Origin of the sequence: Mycobacterium attenuatum, assembly GCF_900566085.1 — a bacterium.
Classification (GTDB): domain Bacteria; phylum Actinomycetota; class Actinomycetes; order Mycobacteriales; family Mycobacteriaceae; genus Mycobacterium; species Mycobacterium attenuatum.
Genome location: NZ_UPHT01000118.1, coordinates 19356 through 42115 on the forward strand (window position 1 = coordinate 19356; position 22760 = coordinate 42115).

Annotated in this window: 20 protein-coding genes and 1 pseudogene; 8 read left to right on the plus strand and 13 right to left on the minus strand. The window is 65.2% G+C overall.

Annotated elements, in window-relative coordinates:
• Nucleotides 1-3 precede the first annotated feature (3 nt).
• From octT to nadD, 4 genes are read right to left on the minus strand one after another with little or no spacing between them, the layout of a single operon-like run.
• Entirely contained in the window at nucleotides 4-741 is a 738-nt protein-coding gene (gene octT / locus EET13_RS19010) for a diglucosylglycerate octanoyltransferase (RefSeq protein ID WP_122443739.1), read from the minus strand.
• Entirely contained in the window at nucleotides 731-1396 is a 666-nt protein-coding gene (gene gpgP / locus EET13_RS19015; RefSeq protein ID WP_122443740.1) for a glucosyl-3-phosphoglycerate phosphatase, read from the minus strand. The genes octT and gpgP overlap by 11 nt, the downstream gene beginning before the upstream one ends.
• On the minus strand, nucleotides 1393-1773 hold the full coding sequence (gene rsfS, locus EET13_RS19020; protein WP_122443741.1) for a ribosome silencing factor: 381 nt from the start codon (nucleotides 1771-1773) through the stop codon (nucleotides 1393-1395). The genes gpgP and rsfS overlap by 4 nt, the downstream gene beginning before the upstream one ends.
• A complete protein-coding gene (nadD, locus tag EET13_RS19025) occupies nucleotides 1770-2435 on the minus strand; it encodes a nicotinate-nucleotide adenylyltransferase (protein WP_122443742.1) in 666 nt (221 codons plus the stop codon). Before nadD ends, rsfS begins: the two co-directional genes overlap by 4 nt.
• A 19-nt stretch (nucleotides 2436-2454) precedes the next feature.
• Here nadD and EET13_RS30505 point away from each other — a divergent pair, with 19 nt between their 5' ends.
• Nucleotides 2455-2607, plus strand: coding sequence for a hypothetical protein (locus EET13_RS30505; RefSeq protein WP_168990833.1), 153 nt, complete (start codon nucleotides 2455-2457; stop codon nucleotides 2605-2607).
• Nucleotides 2608-3103: 496 nt separating this feature from the next.
• The gene (locus tag EET13_RS19030) at nucleotides 3104-4096 is read left to right on the plus strand and encodes a class I SAM-dependent methyltransferase (RefSeq protein ID WP_122443758.1); all 993 of its coding nucleotides are present in this window, start codon (nucleotides 3104-3106) and stop codon (nucleotides 4094-4096) included.
• A 6-nt stretch (nucleotides 4097-4102) separates the two neighbouring features.
• Here the strand turns inward: EET13_RS19030 and EET13_RS19035 are convergent, their stop codons facing one another.
• The 3 genes from EET13_RS19035 to EET13_RS19045 are packed head-to-tail and all read right to left on the minus strand — an operon-like array spanning nucleotide 4103 to nucleotide 7715.
• Entirely contained in the window at nucleotides 4103-5542 is a 1440-nt protein-coding gene (locus EET13_RS19035; RefSeq protein ID WP_122443743.1) for a vWA domain-containing protein, read from the minus strand.
• A gap of 12 nt (nucleotides 5543-5554) precedes the next feature.
• On the minus strand, nucleotides 5555-6430 hold the full coding sequence (locus EET13_RS19040; protein WP_122443744.1) for an AAA family ATPase: 876 nt from the start codon (nucleotides 6428-6430) through the stop codon (nucleotides 5555-5557).
• A 25-nt stretch (nucleotides 6431-6455) separates the two neighbouring features.
• Nucleotides 6456-7715 (minus strand): glutamate-5-semialdehyde dehydrogenase, encoded by a 1260-nt coding sequence (locus EET13_RS19045; protein ID WP_122443745.1) that lies wholly within the window; start codon nucleotides 7713-7715, stop codon nucleotides 6456-6458.
• 180 nt (nucleotides 7716-7895) lie between these two features.
• Between EET13_RS19045 and EET13_RS19050 the strand changes: the two genes are divergently transcribed.
• Nucleotides 7896-9608: an amidohydrolase gene (locus tag EET13_RS19050; protein ID WP_122443746.1), complete on the plus strand. Its 1713-nt coding sequence runs from the start codon at nucleotides 7896-7898 to the stop codon at nucleotides 9606-9608.
• 70 nt (nucleotides 9609-9678) lie between these two features.
• On the opposite strand, the gene EET13_RS19055 is transcribed toward EET13_RS19050, so the two are convergent.
• Entirely contained in the window at nucleotides 9679-11082 is a 1404-nt protein-coding gene (locus EET13_RS19055; protein WP_122443747.1) for a mechanosensitive ion channel family protein, read from the minus strand.
• Nucleotides 11079-13262, minus strand: a complete 2184-nt coding sequence (locus EET13_RS19060; RefSeq protein WP_244603998.1) for an adenylate/guanylate cyclase domain-containing protein — start codon at nucleotides 13260-13262, stop codon at nucleotides 11079-11081. The genes EET13_RS19055 and EET13_RS19060 overlap by 4 nt, the downstream gene beginning before the upstream one ends.
• 316 nt (nucleotides 13263-13578) lie before the next feature.
• On the opposite strand from EET13_RS19060, the gene EET13_RS19065 reads away from it, so the two are divergent.
• On the plus strand, nucleotides 13579-14259 hold the full coding sequence (locus EET13_RS19065; protein WP_122443749.1) for an esterase: 681 nt from the start codon (nucleotides 13579-13581) through the stop codon (nucleotides 14257-14259).
• Nucleotides 14260-14387: 128 nt separating this feature from the next.
• Here EET13_RS19065 and EET13_RS19070 read toward each other — a convergent pair whose 3' ends face one another.
• Together EET13_RS19070 and EET13_RS19075 are read right to left on the minus strand one after the other, a co-directional pair.
• Nucleotides 14388-15791 carry a mechanosensitive ion channel domain-containing protein gene (locus EET13_RS19070; protein WP_122443750.1) on the minus strand — a complete coding sequence of 468 codons (1404 nt, stop codon included), beginning with the start codon at nucleotides 15789-15791 and terminating at the stop codon, nucleotides 14388-14390.
• Nucleotides 15788-17995: an adenylate/guanylate cyclase domain-containing protein gene (locus EET13_RS19075; protein ID WP_122443759.1), complete on the minus strand. Its 2208-nt coding sequence runs from the start codon at nucleotides 17993-17995 to the stop codon at nucleotides 15788-15790. Before EET13_RS19075 ends, EET13_RS19070 begins: the two co-directional genes overlap by 4 nt.
• A gap of 138 nt (nucleotides 17996-18133) precedes the next feature.
• Between EET13_RS19075 and EET13_RS19080 the strand changes: the two genes are divergently transcribed.
• A complete protein-coding gene (locus EET13_RS19080) occupies nucleotides 18134-18997 on the plus strand; it encodes a ribokinase (RefSeq protein ID WP_122443751.1) in 864 nt (287 codons plus the stop codon).
• Here the strand turns inward: EET13_RS19080 and EET13_RS19085 are convergent.
• Nucleotides 18994-19797: a GntR family transcriptional regulator gene (locus EET13_RS19085; RefSeq protein WP_244603999.1), complete on the minus strand. Its 804-nt coding sequence runs from the start codon at nucleotides 19795-19797 to the stop codon at nucleotides 18994-18996. The genes EET13_RS19080 and EET13_RS19085 overlap by 4 nt on opposite strands.
• Nucleotides 19798-19891: 94 nt before the next feature.
• Between EET13_RS19085 and EET13_RS19090 the strand changes: the two genes are divergently transcribed.
• From EET13_RS19090 to EET13_RS19100, 3 genes are read left to right on the plus strand one after another with little or no spacing between them, the layout of a single operon-like run.
• Nucleotides 19892-20779, plus strand: a complete 888-nt coding sequence (locus EET13_RS19090) for an isocitrate lyase/PEP mutase family protein (protein WP_122443752.1) — start codon at nucleotides 19892-19894, stop codon at nucleotides 20777-20779.
• Nucleotides 20770-22017: an aconitase/3-isopropylmalate dehydratase large subunit family protein gene (locus tag EET13_RS19095; protein WP_122443753.1), complete on the plus strand. Its 1248-nt coding sequence runs from the start codon at nucleotides 20770-20772 to the stop codon at nucleotides 22015-22017. Before EET13_RS19090 ends, EET13_RS19095 begins: the two co-directional genes overlap by 10 nt.
• A complete protein-coding gene (locus EET13_RS19100; protein WP_122443754.1) occupies nucleotides 22014-22526 on the plus strand; it encodes a LeuD/DmdB family oxidoreductase small subunit in 513 nt (170 codons plus the stop codon). The genes EET13_RS19095 and EET13_RS19100 overlap by 4 nt, the downstream gene beginning before the upstream one ends.
• A 4-nt stretch (nucleotides 22527-22530) precedes the next feature.
• Here EET13_RS19100 and EET13_RS19105 read toward each other — a convergent pair.
• A pseudogene (locus EET13_RS19105) lies at nucleotides 22531-22760 on the minus strand (hypothetical protein); the annotation flags it as partial.

The following is a 22760-nucleotide window of genomic DNA, read 5'->3' on the forward strand; positions in this document are numbered from 1 at the left end:
GGCTCAGCCACGCGGCTTCTCGTGCGGCACACCGGCTTCGGCCAGCGCTTTGAGCATCAGTTCCGCGACCGCCTGATGGGCTTCGAAGTTCCAGTGGATCCCGTCCGGATTGCCCCGCCCGCTCATGATGTGCTCCGCGACCGCAGCTTTGAGGTCCACCAGCGGAAGATCGTGGCCCTGCGCCCATTCGGTGATCGCCGCCGCGGTAGCCGCCCTGCCGTGGTGTGCCCTGCCGTAGGTCTCGGCGATGTGCACCGACGGCAGTGACGCCACCATCGGGATGCCCGGCCGGTTGAAATCGATTGCACCACGGGTCTGCTCGAGGTATTCGACGCTTAGCTGCGGCGGCAGCGCGGATCTGGCGACGGGCGAAAGGCGGGGCTGCACCCAGGCATAGCCGTCGCGGACCCATCGCCGTAGCCACGGTGGCCGAACATAGCGGATGAGCTCCCGCAGCGCGGTCGGCAACACCGACGGCAGCGAATCCATTCCGCTGGTGGCGAACACCACCGCTCCAGCGCGGGGCAGCGCCGCCCACGACCGCGGGTCCTGGGTCGCCGCCCACCACACGTCCCGGCAGGTCCAGCCGATGCGGCCGATCAATTCCAGGTCCCAACCTAGTTGGGCCGCAACAATATTGGGCCAGATACGCGGATCGTCGGCGGGCAGGCCGCCGGTTGGCCCGTAGTAGGCCAGCGAGTCGGCGAAGACCAGTAGCACCGGCCGGCTCTCAGAGGGCATCGCCGGCAACCTGAGCCGAGGCGTTCCACACGTCGAGGCGCCAGCGGATGTCGGAGCCGGCCCCGGTCGAATGTCCGCTGACTTGGGTCCAACTGGCATTGCCCATACCGCCCAGGGCGGGCCAGTGGGCCACCGGCAGCTGCAGCAGGGCGGCGGTCAGGGCGGCGATGAGGCCTCCGTGCGTGACCAGCACCACCGGTCGATCCGGCTGTTGGGGGTCCCCCCATCCCGGTTCGCTGGACACCAGTTCGGTGACCACCGGCAGACTTCGAGCGGCGACGTCAATCCTGGTTTCCCCGCCATGCGGCGCCGACGCCGCATCCTCCCGCCAGGCCAGCCGCGCACCGGGCGCTTCGGCGTCGATCTCGGCGTGGGTCAGGCCCTGCCAATCGCTGATGTGAGTTTCGCGCAACCGGCGGTCAACCCGGACCGGCAGGCCGGTCCGCTCTCCCAGCGTCATCGCAGTGTCGTAGGCGCGCCGCAGATCCGATGACACGATGAGCAGCGGCTGCATCTTGCCCAGCGCTTCGGCAGCGGCGACCGCCTGGGCTCGGCCCAGGTCGGTCAGGTGGGTGTCCAGGTGGCCCTGCATCCGGCTGCCGAGGTTGAAATCGGTTTGTCCATGGCGCAGCATCACCAGCCGCCGCACCCTCACCGCGGATCCTCCGACGTCGGCGCCAGGTCCACCGGCACCACCGGGCAATCGCTCCACAACCGGTCCAGGGCATAGAAGTCGCGGTCATCCTGGTGCTGGACATGCACGACGATGTCGCGGTAGTCCAGCAACGTCCAGCGGCCTTCCCGGGCGCCCTCGCGCCGTGCCGGCCGGTAACCCGCCCGACGCATCTTCTCCTCGACTTCGTCCACGATCGCGTTGACCTGCCGTTCGTTGGACGCCGAGGCGATGACGAAAAGGTCGGTGATCACCAGCTGCCCGGAGACGTCGATCACCACGACGTCGTCGGCGAGCTTGGCTGCGGCCGCACCGGCGGCCACGGTTGCCATGTCGATGGATTCCTGGGTGGCGGTCATGCGCTGTTCCCGGCGGTCAGGCTGGAAGGCGGGGGGTTCGCGGGCTCCCCGGACCTGCGGTAGAGCCGGCGCTTGGACACGTACTGCACCACGCCGTCGGGCATCAGGTACCACAGCGGCCGTGATTCTGCGGCCCGCTGACGGCAGTCGGTCGAAGAGATGGCCAGCGCCGGAATCTCGACCAGGGTCAACGCATCCTCGGACAACCCGGCCAAGGCGCCGGTGACGTGGTCGTGGCGCAGGTCATAGCCCGGCCGGCTGACGCCGACGAAGCGCGCCAGCTCGAACAGCTCCTCCCAGCGGTGCCACGACAGGATGGAGGCCAGCGCGTCGGCGCCGGTGATGAAGTACAGCTGTGCGTCCGGGTTGAGATCGTGCAAGTCGCGCAGCGTGTCCTTGGTGTAGGTGGGGCCGCCGCGGTCGATGTCGACCCGGCTCACCGAAAACCGGGGATTGGACGCGGTCGCGATCACCGTCATCAGATAGCGGTCCTCGGCTGCGGAAACGTCGCCGCCCTTCTGCCAGGGCTGGCCGCTGGGCACAAACACCACTTCATCCAGGTCGAACCGGTCGGCCACCTCGCTGGCGGCCACCAGGTGGCCGTGGTGGATGGGGTCGAATGTCCCACCCATCACTCCCAGCCTGCGACGGCGCTTTTGCACGATGTGCCAGCTTACTTCGATGTTTCGCGGATCCGGTCACGCGGTTCAGCTGGCCGGCATCGTCGACCATGCGCTGGCCGGTGCGGCCGCCGAAGAGCATCGGCTGGCCCTGGCACGCCGGAATCGGCGGGCGCCGGACGTCTCCGCGCCGCACACGGAAATCCATGGTTGACCTGACCCGGAAAGCCGCTGGTCAGCAATTCCCCTTGCGCAGCTCGGATGCCCGGCTCTGTTTTCGGCAGGCCGGTATCGCGGACTGGCTCAAACCGCTCGTCATGGCAGGTGTGCGGGAGATGCTTCAGGTGGTCACCGAATCGGCGGCCATGCCACGTATCGAGTGTGCAGTGACGGCTTTGACTGTGTACGTAGGGCGGGCGCGTCCACGATTCGACCGCCGCCAACGCACACTCGGGGCCGCCAACGCACACTCGGGGCGTGGCCACAGAAGCGGCCCGGGGCTAGGCATCGAGTTGCTGATCCGGGCGCCGCGATCCGGCAGCCATTCGTCGTCCGGCACCAGTTCGGAGGATGTCGGGCCTCAGCCTGGCCTAAGCCGCCTACACCATTGCCTCAATGCCGGTGTAACCGCGCGCCCGGTCGTGTAAAAGGTGTCTGTGGATAATTTGGCGCCCAGCCCCGATCAGCCCACCGCGCTGCTGAAGGAGTCCATGACCCGGCGGTTCTACACCCGCTCCCAGGTCACCGGCGAGATCACGTTGCCGGCAGTTCCGGGCATGATCGACGAATACGTGGCCATGTGCGCCAAACTTTTTGCCGGTGTCGGCCGGGAGTTTTCCGACGACGAACTTGCCCATGTCAGAAGCGTGCTCGAGGGCCAGTTGGCCGAGGCGTACGCGGCCTCGCATCGCTCGAACATCATTATCTCGTTCAATGCTCCGATCGGCCCCACGCTGCATTACCAGGTGCGCGCCCATTGGCGAACCGTGGCCCAGGAATACGAGAGCTGGATCAGCACCCGCGAGCCGCCGCTGTTCGGGACCGAGCCTGACGCACGGGTCTGGGCACTGGCCAACGAAGCGGCCGAACCCCGCACCGTTCGGGTGCTCGAGATCGGGGCGGGAACCGGCCGGAACGCCCTTGCGCTGGCGCGGCGCGGGCATCCGGTCGACGTGGTGGAAATGACCTCGAAGTTCGCCGACATCATCCGCTGCGACGCCGAACGGGAATCCCTCGACGTGCGGGTCATCGTGCGCGATGTCTTTTCGAGCATGGACGAGCTGCGGAGCGACTACCAGCTGATCGTGCTCTCCGAAGTGGTATCTGATTTCCGGACGACACAGCAGTTGCGCGGCCTGTTCGAACTGGCGGCACGCTGCCTGCTTCCCGGCGGCCGCTTGGTGTTCAACGCATTCCTGACCGACTTGGACTACATTCTCGACGAGGCCACCCGGGAGTTCGGACAACAGGTGTACACGAGCATCTTCACCCGGCCCGAGATGGCGGCTGCCGCAGCCGGACTTCCGCTCGAACTCGTCGGCGACGAATCGGTTCACGACTACGAGAAGGCGCATTTGCCCTCGGGCGCCTGGCCGCCGACAAGTTGGTACGCCGATTGGGTCAGCGGCCTCGACGTGTTTCCCGTCGCGCGGGAGACGAGCCCGATCGGTATGCGCTGGCTGGTCTTCCGGAAAACGCGCTAGATCCCGTCACACCGGCAACAGCCGGTCGATCACCTCGGCCAGCTGTTTGGCCGAACGGCATTCGTGCATCGTGATCACGTCCTGGTAGCGCGGCACTGCCGAGTCGCCGCTGCCCCACAGGTGTTTGGGCTCGGGGTTGAGCCAGTGCGCGTGCCGGCTCGCGGAGACCATGTCAGCCAGCACGTCCACTGCCGGATTGCGGTAATTGGTGCGGCCGTCTCCGAGTACCAGCAGTGAGCTGCGCGGCGACAGCACGCTCGGAAAAGCCTGCATGAAGGACACGAACGCGTTGCCATAGTCGGAATGACCGTCGCGGTTGTACACACCGGCTTCCCGGGTGATCCGCTGAATCGCCACGGCCAGATCGGCTTCCGGGCCGAACATGTGGGTAACTTCGTCGGTGGTGTCGATGAAAGCGAACACCCGAACGCGGGAAAACTGTTGGCGCAGCGCATGGACCAGCAACAGCGTGAAGTGGCTGAACCCGGCGACGGACCCGGAAACGTCGCACAAGACAACCAGTTCCGGGCGCGCCGGGCGCGGTTTGCGCAGCACCACGTCGATCGGCACGCCGCCGGTGGACATCGATTTGCGCAGCGTCTTTCGCAGGTCGATCGATCCGGCGCGGGCCCGGCGCCGGCGCGCCGCCAGCCGAGTGGCCAGCGTTCGAACCAGCGGGGCCACCGCCCGGCGCATCTGGCGAAGTTGCTCACCGGAAGCTCGCAGGAACTCGACGTTTTCGGAAAGCTGCGGGATGCCGTACATCTGGACGTGTTCGCGGCCCAATTGTTCGGCGGTGCGGCGTTTGGTCTCGGCATCGACCATCTTACGCAACTGCGTGATCCTTTGCGCCGCAAGCGCTTTGGCGATCTGTTCCTGGGTGGGAGTGGGCTCGTTGCCGTACGGGGCCAGCAGCCCGGCCAGCAGTTTGCCCTCCAGTTCGTCCAGCGCCATCGCTTTGAGCGCCTGATACGACGAGAACGACGGGCCGCGGCTGGAGCTGTACTTGCCGTAGACCTCGACAATGCGCGCGATCATCGCCACCAGCCGCTCGTCGATGTCGGCCAGGTCGGGATTGTCGGTGAGCAGATCCAGCAGCATCTGCCGCATCGCCTCGACGTCGTCGGGTGGCAGGGAATCGTCCTCGTCGACGTCTTCCGCGGCGACGGCCGCGCGCGCACCCAGTGCGGCGGGAAACCAGAGGTCGAACATCGCGTCGTAGGTGTCGCGGTGCTCGGGCCGGCGCAGCACGGCGCATGCGACGCCTTCCCGCAACACTTCACGATCGCCCAGACCCAGGGTGGCCATCACCCGTCCGGCGTCCACTGTTTCGGACGGACCCACCGAAATCCCCACGGCGCGAAGCGCTTCCACGAATCCGACCAAATGGCCAGGCAGTCCGTGCGGCGCCAGCGGCCGGATGGGTCGGATACGTCGGGTGGCCATCTGTCGAGCCCTTCAGTTGAGCCGCAACTCGCCGGCCGCGCGCTGCTGGTCGGATTGGTGTTTGAGCACCACCCCGAGGGTGGCGGCGACCACGGCGTCATCGATGGTGTCCAGGCCCAGCGCCAGCACCGTGCGGCCCCAGTCGATGGTCTCGGCGATCGACGGAACCTTCTTGAGCTGCATGCCGCGCAGCACCCCGATGATGCGCACCAGTTCCTCGGCCAGGTGCTCGGGCAGTTCGGGGACCCGCGACAACAGGATCCGGCGTTCCAGTTCGGGGCTCGGAAAGTCGATGTGCAGGAACAGGCAACGGCGCTTGAGCGCCTCGGACAGCTCCCGGGTCGCGTTGGAGGTCAGCACCACGAACGGCGCCCGCTGGGCGGTAAGCGTGCCCAGCTCGGGAACGGTCACCGCGAAGTCGGACAGCACCTCCAGTAGCAGGCCCTCAATCTCGATGTCGGCCTTGTCGGTTTCGTCTATCAGCAGCACCGTCGGGTCGGTGCGCCGGATCGCCGTCAGCAACGGCCGCTGCAGCAAGAACTCCTCGCTGAACACGTCATCTTTGGTGGCCTCCCAGTCGCCCGAGCCGGCCTGGATACGCAGGATCTGCTTGGCGTGGTTCCACTCGTAGAGGGCGCGGGCCTCGTCGACACCCTCGTAGCACTGCAACCGAACCAGTCCCGACCCGGTGGCCTGGGCGACGGCGCGGGCGAGTTCGGTTTTTCCGACGCCGGCCGGTCCTTCCACCAGCAGCGGCTTGCCCAGCCGGTCGGCGAGAAAGACAGCGGTCGAGGTGGCGGTGTCGGGCAGGTAGCCGGTCTCGGCCAGCCGCCGCGAAACGTCAGCAATATCGGCGAATAGTGGCGTGGACCGAGCGGGTACCGTCACAATCAGTTCTCCTTAACAGGGCCTGCTAGGCCGGACGAGTATGGCCGTCTCCCCACACGATCCACTTGGTCGAGGTCAGTTCCGGCAGTCCCATCGGGCCGCGGGCATGCAGTTTCTGGGTGGAGATGCCGATCTCGGCGCCGAACCCGAACTGCTCGCCGTCGGTGAACGCCGTCGAGGCGTTGACCATCACCGCGGCCGCATCCACACGTTCGGTAAACCGTTGAGCTGCAGCAAGATTGGTGGTCACGATGGCTTCGGTGTGCCCGGTACCGTACTCGTTGACATGGGCAATGGCGGCGTCGACACCATCGACCACGGCCACCGCGATCTCCATCGCCAGGTATTCCCGGCGCAGGTTGTCGTCATCGGCTTTCTCATCAGCACAGATGTGAACGGTGACGCCGGCGTCCTGCAGCGCCGCCAGTAGCCGGGGCATCGCCTGATCGGCGATCGCTGCGTCGACCAACAGCGTCTCGGCCGCGTTGCAGACACTGGGCCGCCGGATCTTGGAGTTCAGCAGCACCCGTTCGGCCACGTCGAGGTCGGCGGACTCATGGACGTAGACATGGCAGTTACCTACCCCGGTCTCGATGGTGGGCACCTGCGCGTCGCGCACCACCGCCTCGATCAGTCCCGCTCCCCCTCGCGGAATGGCCACGTCCACCAGGCCGCGAGCCTGGATCAGGTGCGTGACGGTGGACCGGTCGGCGGCCGACAGCAGCTGTACGGCGTCGGCCGGCAGATCCTGACCGACCAGCGCCGTGCGCAACACCGTGACCAGGGCTTCGTTGGACCGCGCCGCCGAGGAGCTGCCGCGCAGCAACGCAGCGTTGCCCGACTTCAGCGTGAGGCCGAAGGCGTCGACGGTGACGTTGGGCCGGCCCTCGTAAATCATCCCGACCACGCCGAGCGGGACCCGTTGCTGGCGCAGTTGCAGCCCGTTGGGCAGGGTGTAGCCGCGCAGCACCTCGCCGACTGGGTCGGGCAGCCCGGCGACCTGGCGCAGACCCGCGGCGATGCCGTCGATGCGTTGCGGATTGAGCGCTAGCCGGTCGAGCATCGCGGCGGGCGTGCCGGCGTCTCGCGCCGCGTTCAAGTCGTCGGCGTTGGCCGTCAGTATCTGGTCTGCGTGAGACAAGATCTCATCGGCGGCGGCATGCAACGCGCGGTCTTTGACGACCGTCGGTGTCGAGGCCAGCAGCCGCGCGGCCACCCGGGCCCGGCGTGCGGCATTGTGCACCTCTTGACGCAAATCAAGTTGCGATGGTGCTTGCACACTCATCAGCCCAGGGTAACGGGCGTAGGCCGGCCAGGTACGGCGGCCCGGTTCTGGTTGGGCAACCTGCCGGGCGCCGCGCCCAGCGGCATATCGCGACGTGCAGCCACATACATTGTGTGAGCGTCGGCGGGGCCGGCGAACCGGAAGAAAGACCGAAGAAAGACCGAAGAAAGGAAGACATGGATGCCTGGTGACGGATCCGCTGTCGGCGACGAGCCCGCCCGCAAGCTCACGCATCGAGAATTCGGCAAACTCACCGTCTTTCCGGCACGCGAGATCATCACCATGTGCGAGGCGATGCCCACGGCAACGGCAGTGGCCGTGGGTGGCGGCAAGATCGTGGCCGTCGGCACGATGGACACGCTGCAGCCGTGGCTGGACCGCTACGAGTACGACGTCGATGACCGGATGAAGGACAAGGTCCTGATGCCCGGCTTCATCGACCCGCACGTTCATCCGTCCCTGCCTGCCGTGCTGACGCAGTATCCGTTCCTGGCCCCCGACGACTGGACGCTGCCTACCGGCCGGTTCCCCGGCGCGAAAACTCCGGAGTCCTACCTGGCCGCGCTCGACAGACTGGTTGCGGCCCACCGCGACTGGACGGTGCCGTTCGTCTCGTGGGGCTACCATCCGCTGTGGCACGGGCATCTGACGAGGGCTGACCTGACGCAGCGCTACCGCGACAAGCCGATCATCTTGTGGCATCGCTCATTTCACGAACTTCTACTCAACGAAGCGGCGCTCAACTGGACCGGGGTGTCAGAAGAACAGTTCAAGGACCATCCCGAGGCCGACTGGGTACAAGGGCGATTCTGGGAGAACGCCGCCCAGAGCCTCATGAACACGCCCTTCGGCAAACTGCACTTCGATCCGGGAGGGTACCGCAAGGGGATGCAGAACTTTCTCGAAATGGTGCATATGGCCGGCGTGACCACGTGCCTGGACATGGGAGTCGGCATCTTCGGTGATCCGGTCGGCGAGACCAAGCTCATCCGCGACACCGCCGAATCGATGGGCGCGCCGTGCCGCATCATTCTCACGCCCACCACGGCTGACTTCATTCCGCGTGGCATCCCGCCGGCGCAGGCACTTGAGCAGGCCGAAGAATGGGCAACCCACAACAGCCGGCGAGTCATGTTTGACCGCCATTTCAAGCTGCAGGTCGACGGCGCCATTTTCAGCGGGCTGTCGCAGTGCGACTTCCCCGGGTATCTGGACGGGCACACCGGCGTGTGGATGGCCTCGCCCGAGCAGTTGTACAGCTACGCCGAACCGTTCTGGAAGGCCGGCTACCAGCTGCACGCCCATATCAACGGCGACCTCAGCTCCCGGTTCTATATCGACCTCATTCGCACGTTGCATGACGTCAAACCCCGCTTCGGCCACCGCGCGACGTTGGAGCACTATGCCTTCAACAGCGAGGACCAGTGCCGGCAGATGAACGAGATCGGCATGCTGGTCTCCTGCAATGCCTACTACCTGTACATGCTCAGCGACGTATTCAGCGAGCAATGGCTGGGCCCTGATCGCGGAACGCAGATGGTGCGGATGGGGATGCTGGAGCGCATGGGTGTGCCGTTCACGGTGCACTCCGACTGTCCGATGGCGCCGTTGTCGCCGCTCACCCTGGCCTGGGTGGCGGCTAACCGGGTGACGATCAACGGCAACCTGAACTGTCCGCAGGAACGGGTGAGCCTGCACACCGCGCTGAAGGCGATCACCATCGACGCCGCCTGGATCCTACGCAAAGAAGACGAGATCGGCTCCATTCGCGCCGGCAAGAAAGCCGATTTCGCGGTGCTTGACGAAAACCCGTATCACGTTGGCGCAGAAGGGCTCAAGGACATCGGCATCTGGGGGACGGTGTTCGAGGGCGAAGTGCATCCGCTCCGGTGAGGGCACGAGGTTACTGCCAGAACGCCCATGTGCGTGGTGGCGCCGGCCAACGGCATTGAGCTCGGCCGGCTCAGTTGAACCATTCGCGGTGGAGGCCCCGCCGCACCAGGCTTTGCCGTTCTTCGAGGATGTGCCCAAAATCCTGCAGCAGCAACGGTTGACGCATGACCAGATGCTCGACGTGCTCGCGACCGATCTCCACCGTGGTCACCTCATCGATCGCGTAGGCGTTGGAGAGATTGGGCTGCCGGGTGAGCGCGGTCAGGCCCAGAAAGCCGCCTTCTTCCAGGGTGGTGATCGGCACCACCGATCCGTCGTCGGCCGTCGCGGTCAGACGCACTCGCCCGGTGGCGACGAACATCATCTCCTCCGGGACTTCGCCTGCACGTTGCACGAGTTCGCCGGCGCCGTATCGCAGTAACCTCGCATGCGACAGCAACCCCTGCTGGTCGGCATCGCTGAGCCGCAATGCCGGTCCCACCACCGCTTTCAGGGCTTCAAGCAGGCGCTCGGTCGTCGAGAAGTCGTCGTCGGCGCCGTCGAGGTGCAGATTTTCCCGGCGTGCGGCGTACCAGATCCACCGCAGAAATGTCGCTCGAGCGGCGTTTTCGTCAGCCGGTGACCGCAAGCCGATCGTGGTGCAGTACTCAGCGCCACCCACCGGCTCGGAGGTGGGGACAACGGCGCTGTGGAGCTGCGGCAGCTCGGCGGCAATCCGGCACAGCATCGCACAAACCCGGTCGGGCGCGTCTAACTCGGAAAATGTGGTCTTCATCGCCAGCTGGTAGGCGCCCGCGGGCCGGCTCAGATTGGTGAAGGGTGTGCTGGCCAACACCGAGTTCGGCGTGATCCGCAGCCCACTGCCGGTGTCGATGTGGACGGCGCGCCAGTTCACCTCGACAATTCGTCCGCGCGCCGTGCTGGTGTCCAGCCAGTCGTCGATTTGAAAGGGCTGCTCGAACAGCATGAACAGGCCGGACACGATCTGGCCGACGGAGTTCTGCAACATCAGGCCGATGACGACCGACGTCACGCCCACGGCGGTGAACAGTCCACCGATCCGCACGCCCCAGACATAGGAGAGAATCACCGCCAGCCCGGCTCCGATGAGTACGAATCGGGCCACGTCGAGGAAGATCACCGGTAGCCGTTTGCGCCACGAACCTTGCGGCGCCGCGGCGAAGACCGTCGCGTTGAGACCCGACAACAGCAGCACCAACACCAGGAAACCGAATACCGTGGTGAGAATCCGAACGGCGTTGTCGTGGGCCGGGACACCCTCCGAATTCACGATCAGCAGCAGCAGCGCTCCCAGCGGCAGCAAGTAGTTGCGCAGCAGGCTGATCTGCCTGGCGAGGTGACTTCCTCTGCGGCGCAACGTGTGCTGCAACTCGGTGAGGATGACGATCAGGACGGGCAGCCCGAGCGCGACTGCGACCGCCCAGTAGAACCACGCGGCGCTGAAGATGTTCACTGGCGGTCCACCAGCCGCCAGATTTGCTGCTCGGTACCGCCGACCGAGATGGTGCCGGCCGGCACGAACTTCCAGATGTCGCGCATCGCCTCGTATATCTGCGAGGTGACGTAGATGCCGGGCTGCGGTGAGCCACTGTGCATTTGGTAAGCCAGACTTACCGCGGCCCCCCACATGTCGTAGGCGAGGCTGGCGCGACCAACCAATCCGCTGATGACCTTGCCGGTATTGACGCCAACCCGCAGCCAAAGCTTGTGTCGTGAGCGGCTGTTGAATCTGTCGATGATCCGCTGGATCTCGATGGCGAAGTCGACGCTGCGGTGGATGTTGTCCAGCCGCGGGGTGGTGGCACCGCAGCTGGCCAGGTAGCCGTTGTGAAACGTTCGAATCCGTTCCACGCCAAGCGCTTCGGCTGCGGAGTCGAACTGCCGGAAAAGTTCGTTGACGACCGCGACCAGTTCGTCTCCGGACAGGTCGTCGGACATGTCGTCGAGCCCGACCATGTCGGCGAAGATCACGGCGACGTCCTGGTGTTCCTGCGCGACGGTTTGCGCTCCCTCGCGATACCGCTGCACGACGGGTTCGGGCATCAGTGACAGCAGCAAGCGATCGTTTTCCTTGCGTTGCTCGTTGAGCAGCTCCTCTTTGATCTTGAGGTTGCGGCTCATCTCGTTGAAAGCCGCAGTGAGATCGCCGAGCTCGTCGCGTGACCGCACCGGAACGGTCACCTCGTAGTCGCCGGCGCTGATCCTCGCGGTGCCGGCCTCCAGCCGTCGGATCGGGCGCACCAGCAGCTTGGCGAGCAGCATCGACACCACGCAGATGGCCAAGGTGATTCCCGCGACCGCCAGCACCAGCGTCTTGCCGAACGTGGACAGCCGCTGATAGGCGTCCCAGTCGTCCCGGGTGGCCATGATCGACCAGTGCAGATCGGAGTTCGGCACATCCACCGGCGCGTAGGCCTGTAGCTCCCGGTTGCCGAGGTAGTCGGTGTCCTTCGTGACGCCGGTCTGTCCGCGTTGGGCGGCCCGGACACCGGCGCTCGGAACCGGCTGCACCAGAACGGTGGTTCCCAGCCGGATCGCGCTGTCCACCACGTCGCGTGGGGTGCCGCCCGCCATCGCCTCCCGTCGATACTTGTCTCTGTTTTGCAGAAACAGGCGTGAATCGGAACGCATCAAGTTGTCCGGTCCCACCAGGTAGGTCTCGGTCGAGCGGCCCATGCCGACGGCTTCCCAGTGCTTGTGGGCGTTCATGATGTCGTTGATCTTCGATATCGGCAGCGGCAACGCCATAACGCCTTCGATCTTGCCGGCCATCCCGATCGGCGACACCACCCACGCGGTGGGGGCGTCCAACTGCGGCTGATACTGCTGGAAATCGGTGATCCATACGAAGTCAACATTGTTGGAGCGCAACGCTTTTCGATAGGCGTCCCGCAAGACCGTTTCCCGATAGGGCCCGGTGAAGATGTTGGTACCCAGGTCGGGGCCTTTGCTCACCGTGTAGACGACATTACCGTGAAGATCGAGCAACAACGCGTCTCGATAGTCGAAGCGGGTGACGATCCCGCGGAAGAAGTCGTTGTAGCGGGCATTGGCCGTCGACCAGGCGCTGCCGTCACCGGCGTCGCTGCACGACACCGATTCGGTCGCCGACGCGCACTGTGCGGTGTAGTTGGCCTGGAGGTACTTCTGCGAGTTGGAGGTCGGCAGCAGCGCATTGATGTCGACATCGTCACCGGTCAGCTCACTGATCGGTTTGACCACCGCATTGCTGTAGTAGTTGACGATCGACTCCTGCTGCGCCGGACTGATCGTGGCGTTGGATAACTGGTTGAAGCCGTCGGTGAAGGCCTCGATCGCCTGGACGGCACTGAAACCGCTGCTGTACACCTCCAAGGAATTGGTGAACTCGCCGAAAAGACCCTCCAGCTGCCGCTTGTGCGACTCCCGCAACTCGAGCAACCGTTCCGTTGCCACTTGCTGTAACGCGTTGCGCCCGGTCACATAACCGGTGAGGCCGACGACCGCCACCGACATGATGCTGCACAGCAAGAGCGTCACCAACAACTTCGATTGGATGCCCATTCGGAAAAACCGCAGTAGCCGGCGCCCTCGATTCCCGGTTGGGGCGGGTTCTCCTTGGGATACCGGTTCCGTTGGCTGCCCCGACGTCACACGGCTTCCTTTCGCTCACGGCGGCAAGACCGGCAGATCACGCAGCAGACTAACGCGAAAATGCGACGAAAAACGGGTTTGGCCGAAAACATGCCGCCCGGTTCCGTCGCACCCCAGCAATGCTGGGGGCGCCGTGTTGGCCTATGTTGGTCGATGTTGGTCGATGTTGGTCGATGTTGGTCGATGTTGGTCGATGTTGGTCGATGTTGGTCGATGTTGGTCGATGCCCCCGGTTGGTCGACGACTCGGTCGTCACGGCAGCCCGGCACCGGTCTGTTGTCCCGGCGCCGCAACTTTGCCTCGGAGGAATGTCGCTATGCGAATCAAGGTGCCCCTACTTGTCCTGGCCGTCGTCGCTCTCGCCAGTCCCGCAGTCGCTGCTGCCGCGCCCAAGACCTACTGTGACGAGCTGAAGGGCACCGTTGCCGGACAGGTATGCCAGATTCAGATGTCGGATCCGGGTTACACCATCAATATCAGCCTGCCGAGCAATTACCCCGACCAGAAGTCACTGCAAAGCTACGTCGAACAGACACGAGACGACTTTCTCAACGTCGCCAAGTCATCTGCGCCGCGTGATGCGCCCTACCAGTTAGAAATCACCTCGGCCACCTACGAATCGGCGATACCACCGCGCGGCACCCAGTCGCTGGTACTCAAGGTCGTCCAGAATGTGGGCAGCGGGCAGCCGACGACCAAGTACAAGGCCTTCAATTGGGATCAGGGCTACCGCAAGCCGATCACCTACGACACGCTGTGGCAGCCCAAGGCCGACCCGCTGCCGACCGTTTTTCCCATCGTGCAAACCGCACTGCAAAAGCAGACCGGACAGCAGATAGCCACGACAGCTGGATTGGACCCGGCGAATTACCAGAATTTCGCTGTCACCAACGACGGGGTGACGTTCTTCTTCAACCCGGGTGAGCTGCTGCCAGAGTCCGCCGGCCCCCTCCAGGTATCGGTGCCGCGCTCCGCGATCGACTCGATGCTGGCGTAGCCAACTAAGCGTCGAGGTTGACGCCCGCGCGGAAAGTCACGACAAGCTGTGACGCTACCCTCGACCTCGGCGCAAGGACCGCGATCCCCACCCTCGACGAACGTGCGGTGCGCCGGTCCGGCGACAGCTCAACCAACCCGCTCGCGGCGGGTCACCCGCTGGGCCTTACTTTGCCGTTCGTCGATGAGCCGGCCCAGCTCCTGCAGCAACATTGGCTTGTTCATGACGACGTGCTCGAGATGTTCGCGGTCGATCTCGAGTGCGATCATCTCCTCCAGCGCCACCGCACCGGCGGGGTTGGGTTGGCGGGTCAGGGCAGTCACCCCCAAGAACGCGCCCTCGTCGAGCGTGCCGATCGGGACAACGGAACCGTCCTCGGCCGTCGCCGTCAGGCGAACGCTGCCGGCGATGATGAAGGCCATTCCCTTGGGAACGACGCCGGCGTGCTGCACGATCTCGTCGGCGCCGTAGCGCACCACCCTCGCGTAGGGAACCAGTGACTGCTGCTCGGTCAGGCCCAGCCGCAACTCCGGACCCACCACGGTGCGCAGCGCGTCCCACACGCGGTCGGTCGTCGAGAATTCGTCGTCGGACTCGTCAAGGTGAAGGTCTTCTCGTCGGGCGGCGTACCAGACCCACGGCAAGAACGTCGCCTGCGCGGCACCGTCGTCGGCGGGTGATCTCAGCCGGACCGTCGTTCGGTACTCGCCGCCGCCCAGTGCGACGGTTTGCGGATTGGTTCCGGGCTTGAGTTGCGGTAGTCCGCCGGCTATTCGGGTCAGCATCGCACACACCTGGTTCGGCGCGTCGGCGATGGCGAATTTGGTGGTGATCGTGCACTTGTGCGCGCCACCCGGGCGGGACAAGTTCGTGAACGACGTGGTTGCCAGCATCGAGTTCGGAGTAATCCGCAAGCCGGTTCCAGTCTCGATATGGACCGCGCGCCAGTTCACCTCCACGACTCGGCCCCGCGCGGTGGGCGTGTCGAGCCAGTCGTCGATCCGGAACGGCTGCTCGAACAACATGAACAGTCCCGACACGATCTGGCCCACGGAGTTCTGCAGCATCAGGCCGATGACAACCGAGGTCACTCCCAGCGCGGTGAATATGCCACCGACCCGGACTCCCCAGACGTAGGACAGGATCATCGCCAAGCCGACACCGATCAGTGCAAACCGGGCCACGTCGAGGAAGATGGTCGGCAATCGCTTGCGCCAGCTGTCTTCCGGCGCTGACTGGAATACCGTGGCGTTGAGCGCCGACAACAGCATGACCAGCACCAAGAAGCCAAACAGGGTGGTCAGGATTCGCACCGTGCCGTCTTGGGCCGGGATCTGGGACGCCTTCACCATGAGCATCAGCAGGGCACCGAGCGGCAGTAGATAGTTACGCAGCAGGCTCACCTGCCTGGCCAGGTGGCTCTTGCGGCGCACCAATGTGGTGTGCAACTCCGTGAGGATGATCAGCCCGGCCGGCAATCCAATGGCGATAGCGACGGCCCAGTAGAACCACGGTGCACTGAAGACATTCATGATCGCTCCGACAATCGGTAGATCGGCTGGTCCGCGCCGCCGACCGAGATGGTGCCCGCCGGGGTGAACTGTCGGACATCTCTCATCGCCTCGTACACCGGTGCGGTGACGTAGATGCCGGGTTGCGGTGAGCCGCTGTGTGTTTGGTAGGCCAGGCTCACCGCCGCGCCCCACATGTCGTAGACGACGCTGGATCGGCCGACGAGCCCGCTGATGACGTTGCCGGTGTTGACGCCGGCCCGCAGCCGAAGTTCGTGGCCGGTTTGGCGGTTGAACCGGTCGACGATGCGCCGCATTTCCAGGGCGAAGTCGATGGTCCGCGCGACGTTGTCCAGCCGCGGCGTCGTCACTCCGCAGCTGGCCAGATAACCGTTGTGCAGGGTGCGAATCCGTTCGACCCCATGGGATTCCGCAGCCGAGTCGAACTGTCGGAACAAGTCGTCGACGATTCCAACCAGCTCGTTGCCCGACAGGTCCTTGGAAATCTCGTCCAGTCCCAGGATGTCGGCGAAGATCACGGTGACGTCTTGGTGCTCCTGGGCAATGGTCTGTTCGCCCTCGCGATAACGCGCTACCACCGGCTCGGGCATCATCGACAGCAGCAGCCGGTCATTTTCGCGGCGCTGCTCGTTGAGTAGACCCTCCTTGATTTCCAGGTTACGGCTCATCTCATTGAAAGCCGCTGTGAGGTCACCGATTTCGTCACGAGTCGTGACCGGAATGATGACGTCGTAGTCGCCGGCACTGATCTTCTGCGTGCCGGCCTCCAGCCGCCGGACCGGCCGCACCATCGCCTGAGCGATCAGCATCGAAGCCACACAGATGCCCAGAATGATGGCCACGGTGACCAACACCAGCGCCCTGCTGAACGCGGCCACCGCGGCGAACGCCTCGGAGTTGTCACGGGTCGCCAGAATCGACCAGTGCAGGTCGGAATTCGGCACGTCCAGGGGTGCGTAGGCTTCCAGCTCTTTGTTATCCGTGTAGTCGGTTGCGGTGATGGTTCCGGTCTGACCGCGTTGAGCAGCACGCAAACCCGAACTCGCAACGGGCTGCAGCAGCGTCGTGCCACCGAGCTGGATGGCGCGGTTCACCACGTCGAGCGGGGTGCCTGCGGCCACCGATTGTCGTCGGTATTCGTCGGGGTCCTCGACGAAAAGCCGCGAATCCGAACGCATGAGGCTGTCCGGACCGGCGAGATAGGTCTCCGTGCCCTGGCCCATGCCCGCGGCTTGCCACTGCTGGTTGGCGGTCATGATCCGGTTGATCTTGGCGATCGGCAGCGGCAGGGCGATCACGCCTTGGGTTCTCCCGTCGGCCTGAACCGGTGCCACCAGCCACGCCGTCGGCACGTCCAGTTGCGGCTGATACGGCTTGAAGTCGGTGATCCAGGTGAAGTCAACGGCGTTGGCGCCCAGCGCTTTAAGGTAGGCGTCGCGCAGGTTGGATTCCCGGTACGGCCCGGTCAGGATGTTGGTGCCCAGGTCGGGATCCTTGCTCAGGCTATAGACGATGTTGCCCCGGGTGTCCAGCAACACCGCATCGTCGTACTCGAACCGGGTGACGATTTCGCGGAAGTAGCCGTTGAATCTCGCGTTGGCGGCCGACCATGCGCTGCCGTCGCCGGCGTCGTCGAACCGCATCGAGTCCTGATCCGACGTGAACGGCGCGGTGTAATAGGCCTGCAGATACTTCTGGGCGGGCGACGTCGGCAGCAGTGCGGTGATGTCGAGCTTTTCACCCGTCGTGCGTTCCACCGGTTTGATGAGCTGGTTGTTGTAGTAGTTGACGATCGCCTGCTGCTGGGCCGGGTCGATGGTCGCGTCGGCCAATTGGTCGAAACCCGCGGTGAACTGCGCGACGGCCTGCACGACCGTTAAACCGCGCGCATAGATGACCAGTGAATTGGTCAAATCGGAAAACAGCGTCTCGATTGCCCGTTTCTGCGATTCGCGCAACTCGGTCAACCGCTCATATGCTGCCGCCTGCAGCGAGGCACGCCCGGTTTGATACCCGACGATAACGACGGCGGCCACCGAAACGATGCTCGACAACAGCAGCAGCAGCATGAGCTTGGATTGGATGCTGACCCGAAAACGCGGCCGCCTGCGGCCCCCGCTTCTCACGCGCTTGGGGATCACGCTCTTGCGGACCGGGGCGGCGGGCGCCTCCGGAACGGAATCTGTTGCCTCGCCCGATGTCACCGGCTTCCTCTCCACTTCCTCTTTGCTCCCTCTCTACAAGCACCGAATCACCTCGCAGACTAGCGCCGACACGCGCGGGTAAACGGTGTTTGCCGACAATGTGATTACCGGGGCCCGAGCGTTGTTAACGTCGGCACAATGACGGCGCGAGTCTGCGTAGTGGGCAGCTTGAACTTGGATCTGACGTTTGCCGTCACCGCGCTGCCGCGTCCGGGCGAGACGGTGCTGGCGTCGTCGCTGACCCGCTCGCCCGGAGGCAAAGGCGGCAATCAGGCGGTGGCCGCCGCACGAGCGGGCGCGCGGGTGCAGTTCGTGGGCGCGGTGGGCGACGACGTGGCCGCTGACCAGTTGCGGTCACACCTGCAGGCCAACGGTGTGGACATCGATGCGCTGGTTCAGGTGCCCGGCCCGAGCGGGACGGCGATCATCGTGGTCGACGCCGGTGCCGAGAACACCGTGCTGGTGGCTCCCGGCGCAAACGATCAGCTGAAGCTGGCGCCCGGGGCGGTCGACGAGTGTGACGTGTTGCTGACCCAGCTGGAGATCCCGGCGGACGTAGCGGTGGGTGCAGCGCGGCAAGCCCGGTCCGCCGGGGCCGTCGTCATGGTCAACGCCTCCCCCGCCGGCCGGCTGCACGGCGCCGGGCCCGAATTGGCGGAGTTGGCCGACGTCGTGATCGCCAACGAGTCCGAGGCCGAGCAATGGCACTGGCCGCCAGCACATTTCGTGGTTACCCTGGGGGCGCGCGGCGCGCGCTACGTCGGCGCGGGCGGCGAGCTGGACATGCCCGCGCCCGCGGTGACGGCGGTGGACACCACCGGAGCCGGCGACGTGTTCGCCGGGGTGCTGGCTGCCCATTGGCCGCGGGACCCGGCCTCGCCGGATCAACGATTGCGTGCGTTGCAACGGGCCTGTGCCGCAGGCGCACTGGCAACCACGGTGCCCGGCGCCGGAAACTGTGCGCCACACGCCGATGCGATCGAGGCGGCACTGATCCGCTAGGGCTCTGCGGGCACGTCGTGGGCGATCGCCAGACCGTCGGCGGCCTCGAGCTCGTCAGAGGACTGGGTCAACAGCACGCGGCTGCGGGTCGGTGACAACAGTACCGACTGGTAGCGGTGCGGCACCCCCGCCGCGAAGATGAGCCGGTTGATCCGCAGCAGTGCGGCGCCGATTGCCGTATCGAGCAGTTGCGCATAGCGCGGACCCGCGATCTCGGCGGTGATTTCGTGCCGCACCCGGTCAACCACCACCCCGGTGCGCTTCACCAGCTCGTACAACGGCGCAGTACGTAGCGCGGCCTCGGTCAGCGTGTCAGTCAGTTCGGCCGGCAACCAGACGTCGCTGACGATCAGCGGCTCACCGGTGCGCCGTTGCCGCCGCAACCGCAGCACATGCAGCAACTCGCCGGTCGTCTGCAGCGCTTGGGCCACCGCGCGCGGGGGTCGGCGCACCCCGAGTTCGATGACCTCGGCCTCGGTTTCGAACTGGGTCTGCCGCAACCCCTCAACATACGAACGCACCGGCGCGGACCGGTCTGCTGGAACGCCTTCGCGCACAAAAGAGCCGACACCGTGCTTGCGCTGGATATATCCCTGCTCGGCCAGGTCGGCCAGGGCGCGCCGCACGGTGATCCGCGAGATTCCGAATTGCTCGCACAGCGCCTGTTCGGTGGGCAGCGCGTCGCCTGGCGCCAGGACGCCGCGTTCGATCTCGTCGTGCAGCACCAGGAAGAGCTGGCGGTGCAACGGCACACCGGCGCCGGCCGACACGGCCGCGGCGTGGCTGCTGGTCTGGTGCACGCTCCCATGTTTCCACACCGCTGCGGTTGCGCTCTACGACCACGGTTGTTATATCTATATAACAACCATCCGGTGACTGAGAGGACCGACTTCCATGCCAACGACACCAGCCCGACAGCGACTGCGCGCCCTCCTCGATTCACGCGAACTCATCGTTGCCCCTGGGGTTTTCGACGGGATATCCGCGCACCTGACCAAACGCACCGGTCACGTCGCGGCGTATCTGACCGGCTCCGGGGTGGCGGCATCCGGGTACGGCCTGCCCGACATCGGCCTGGTCACCGCGTCCGAAATGGCCGAGCGGGCGCGGATGATCGCCGGCGTACTCGGTGACATCCCGCTGATCGCCGATGCCGACACCGGCTACGGCGCGCCCAAGAACGTCGTGCGTACCGTCCGGTCCTATGACACCGCCGGTGTGGCCGCAATCCAATTGGAGGACCAAGCATTTCCCAAGCGGTGCGGCCATCTACCGGACAAACGGGTCGTGGACGCCGCGGTATTCGAACAGACCCTGGCGGCCGCCCTCGACGCCCGGACCGACGAGGGGATGTTGGTCGTGGCGCGCACCGACGCGCGGGCCCCGCTCGGCCTGGATGCCGCCATCGAACGCGCCAACCGGTATGCCGCCACTGGCGCCGACATCGTCTTCGTCGAAGCACCAGAGGATATCGGCGAAATCGAGCGGATTGCACGTGAAGTCGGCGCCCCGCTGTTGATCAATCTGGTCGCTGGCGGCCTCACCCCGCCGGTGTCGGTGGCGCGACTGAAGCAGCTGGGCTATGCGGTGGCGATTCATCCGGGTCAGCTGGCTCGGCGCGCAACGGCGGCCATGGTGGCGGCGCTGTGTGAACTCAACGGGACCGATCCCACCACCCACCGGTCAGGTACGCCCACTGCATTCTTCAATCTTGTTGGTTTGGCGGAGTGGTCGGACATTGAAGCCAGGTACGCACCGACGGAGGCCTGCGCATGGGCATGACCATCCTCGAGAAGATCTTCGCCCGCAAGACCGGCCAAAACACGGTATCGCCCGGCGACACCGTCGTCGTCGACGTCGACATGGCTGTGCTGATAGACCTCCAGTTCGCCCGAAACTGGATACCGCCCAATACGATTCATGACCCCGAGAGACTCGCGGTTGTGATGGATCACGCGGTACCGGCACCGACCGTCAAAGACGCCGAAGCCGGGCAACATGCGCGCAAGTTCGTCTCCCGCTTCGGTATTAAGCGTTTCTACGACGTCGGAAGGCATGGCATCAGTCATCAGGTCATCGCCGAGAACGGTCTGGCCCGTCCTGGAGAAGTGCTGGCCTGCAGCGACTCCCACACCTGCGCCGCCGGAGCGTACAACACCGCGGCCCGCGGCCTGGGGGCCGACGAGGTGTACTCGATCATGTGCACCGGCCAGACCTGGTATCAAATCGCGCCGACCATCCGCTACGAGTTGCGTGGCGTCAAACCGGACACCGTCAGCGGCAAGGACATCTTCCTGCACATCGCCAACCGTTACGGTGATGCCGCCAACCGGAATCTGGAATACGGCGGCAACGGCCTGGTCAGCATCCCGCTACACGATCGTCGCACCATCGCGACCCAGGGGGCCGAATTATCAGCCGACTTCAGCATTTTCGAGGCCGACGACATAGTGACCGGAGACCTGAGCGCACGGGATATCGATGGATACCGCATTGCGGCACCGGATCATGACGCTCACTACCAGGACATGCGGACCGTCGACCTGGCCGCGCTCGAGCCGTACGTGGCGCTTCCGGGTACCGTCAGCCGCAATGGGCTGCCGGTTTCGCAACTCGGCAAACAGGCGGTGGACCAGGCATTTATCGGGTCGTGCGCCAACGGCCAACTCCAAGACCTTGAAGTCGCCGCACGGGTGCTGCGCGGCCGGAGCGTAGCGCCGGGGGTGCGGCTGCTGATCACACCTGCTTCGCAAGCCGTGTACCGGGAAGCCATGCGGCGCGGTTACTTACAGGACCTCGCAGACTCCGGCGCCGTGGTCACCAACGCCACCTGCGGCGCCTGCTTCGGCTACCACATGGGACTGGTCGGGCCCGGCGAAGTGTGTATCACCTCGAGCACCCGCAACTACACCGGGCGGATGGGCAGCACGGCGGCACGGATCTTCATGGCCTCACCGGCAACCGTCGCTGCGTCAGCGGTCACCGGTTACATCACCGACCCGAGGAGTCTGGTTGCATGACACTCACTTTCAGCGGCAGAGTCTGGCTGTTCGGCGACGACCTCAACACCGACGCCATGTACCCAGCTTTTGCCATGAAGATGGACCGGGCCGAGGCGGCTCGGTATGTCTTCCACCAGCTCCGTCCCGGGTGGGCAGACGGGGTGTCTCCGGGCGATATCCTGTTGGCCGGCAAGAACTTCGGCGTCGGATCGTCGCGCCCGGTCGCGGCGCTGTTCGTCGAGCTTGGCATCGCCGGGCTGGTCGCCGAGGAGTTCAACTCCCTGTTCTTCCGCAATGCGGTCAATGCCGGACTGCCCGCGATGACAGTGCCCCACGCCACCACCACCTTTGCCGAAGGCGATCAGGCAACGTTCGATCTCGCCGAGGGCAGCTGGCGCAACGACACCACCGGCGCCTGCGGAACGGTGCCCACCCTGCCGGCGGTGATCCTCGACATCATCGACAGCGGCGGTGTCCTACCACGGTTGGCCGCACAGGGTTATCTGCCGCCTTGCCATAAGGTCTAACGCGTCAAAGGGGTTCGTCGTCGTCGTGTGGGAATCTTTCGGGGTGGTGATACGGGTTGGTCCGGGGTTGTCCGCGATCTAGGTGGGCTGGGGGTAGCCATTCGGTATCGCCGTGGGTGTTTTTGCGGGTGGTCCAGCCTTTTTCGACGAGTCGGTTGTCGACTCCGCAGGCCAGGGTCAGCTCGTCGATGTCGGTGCGGCCGGTGGCCTTCCAGCCTTGGACGTGGTGGACTT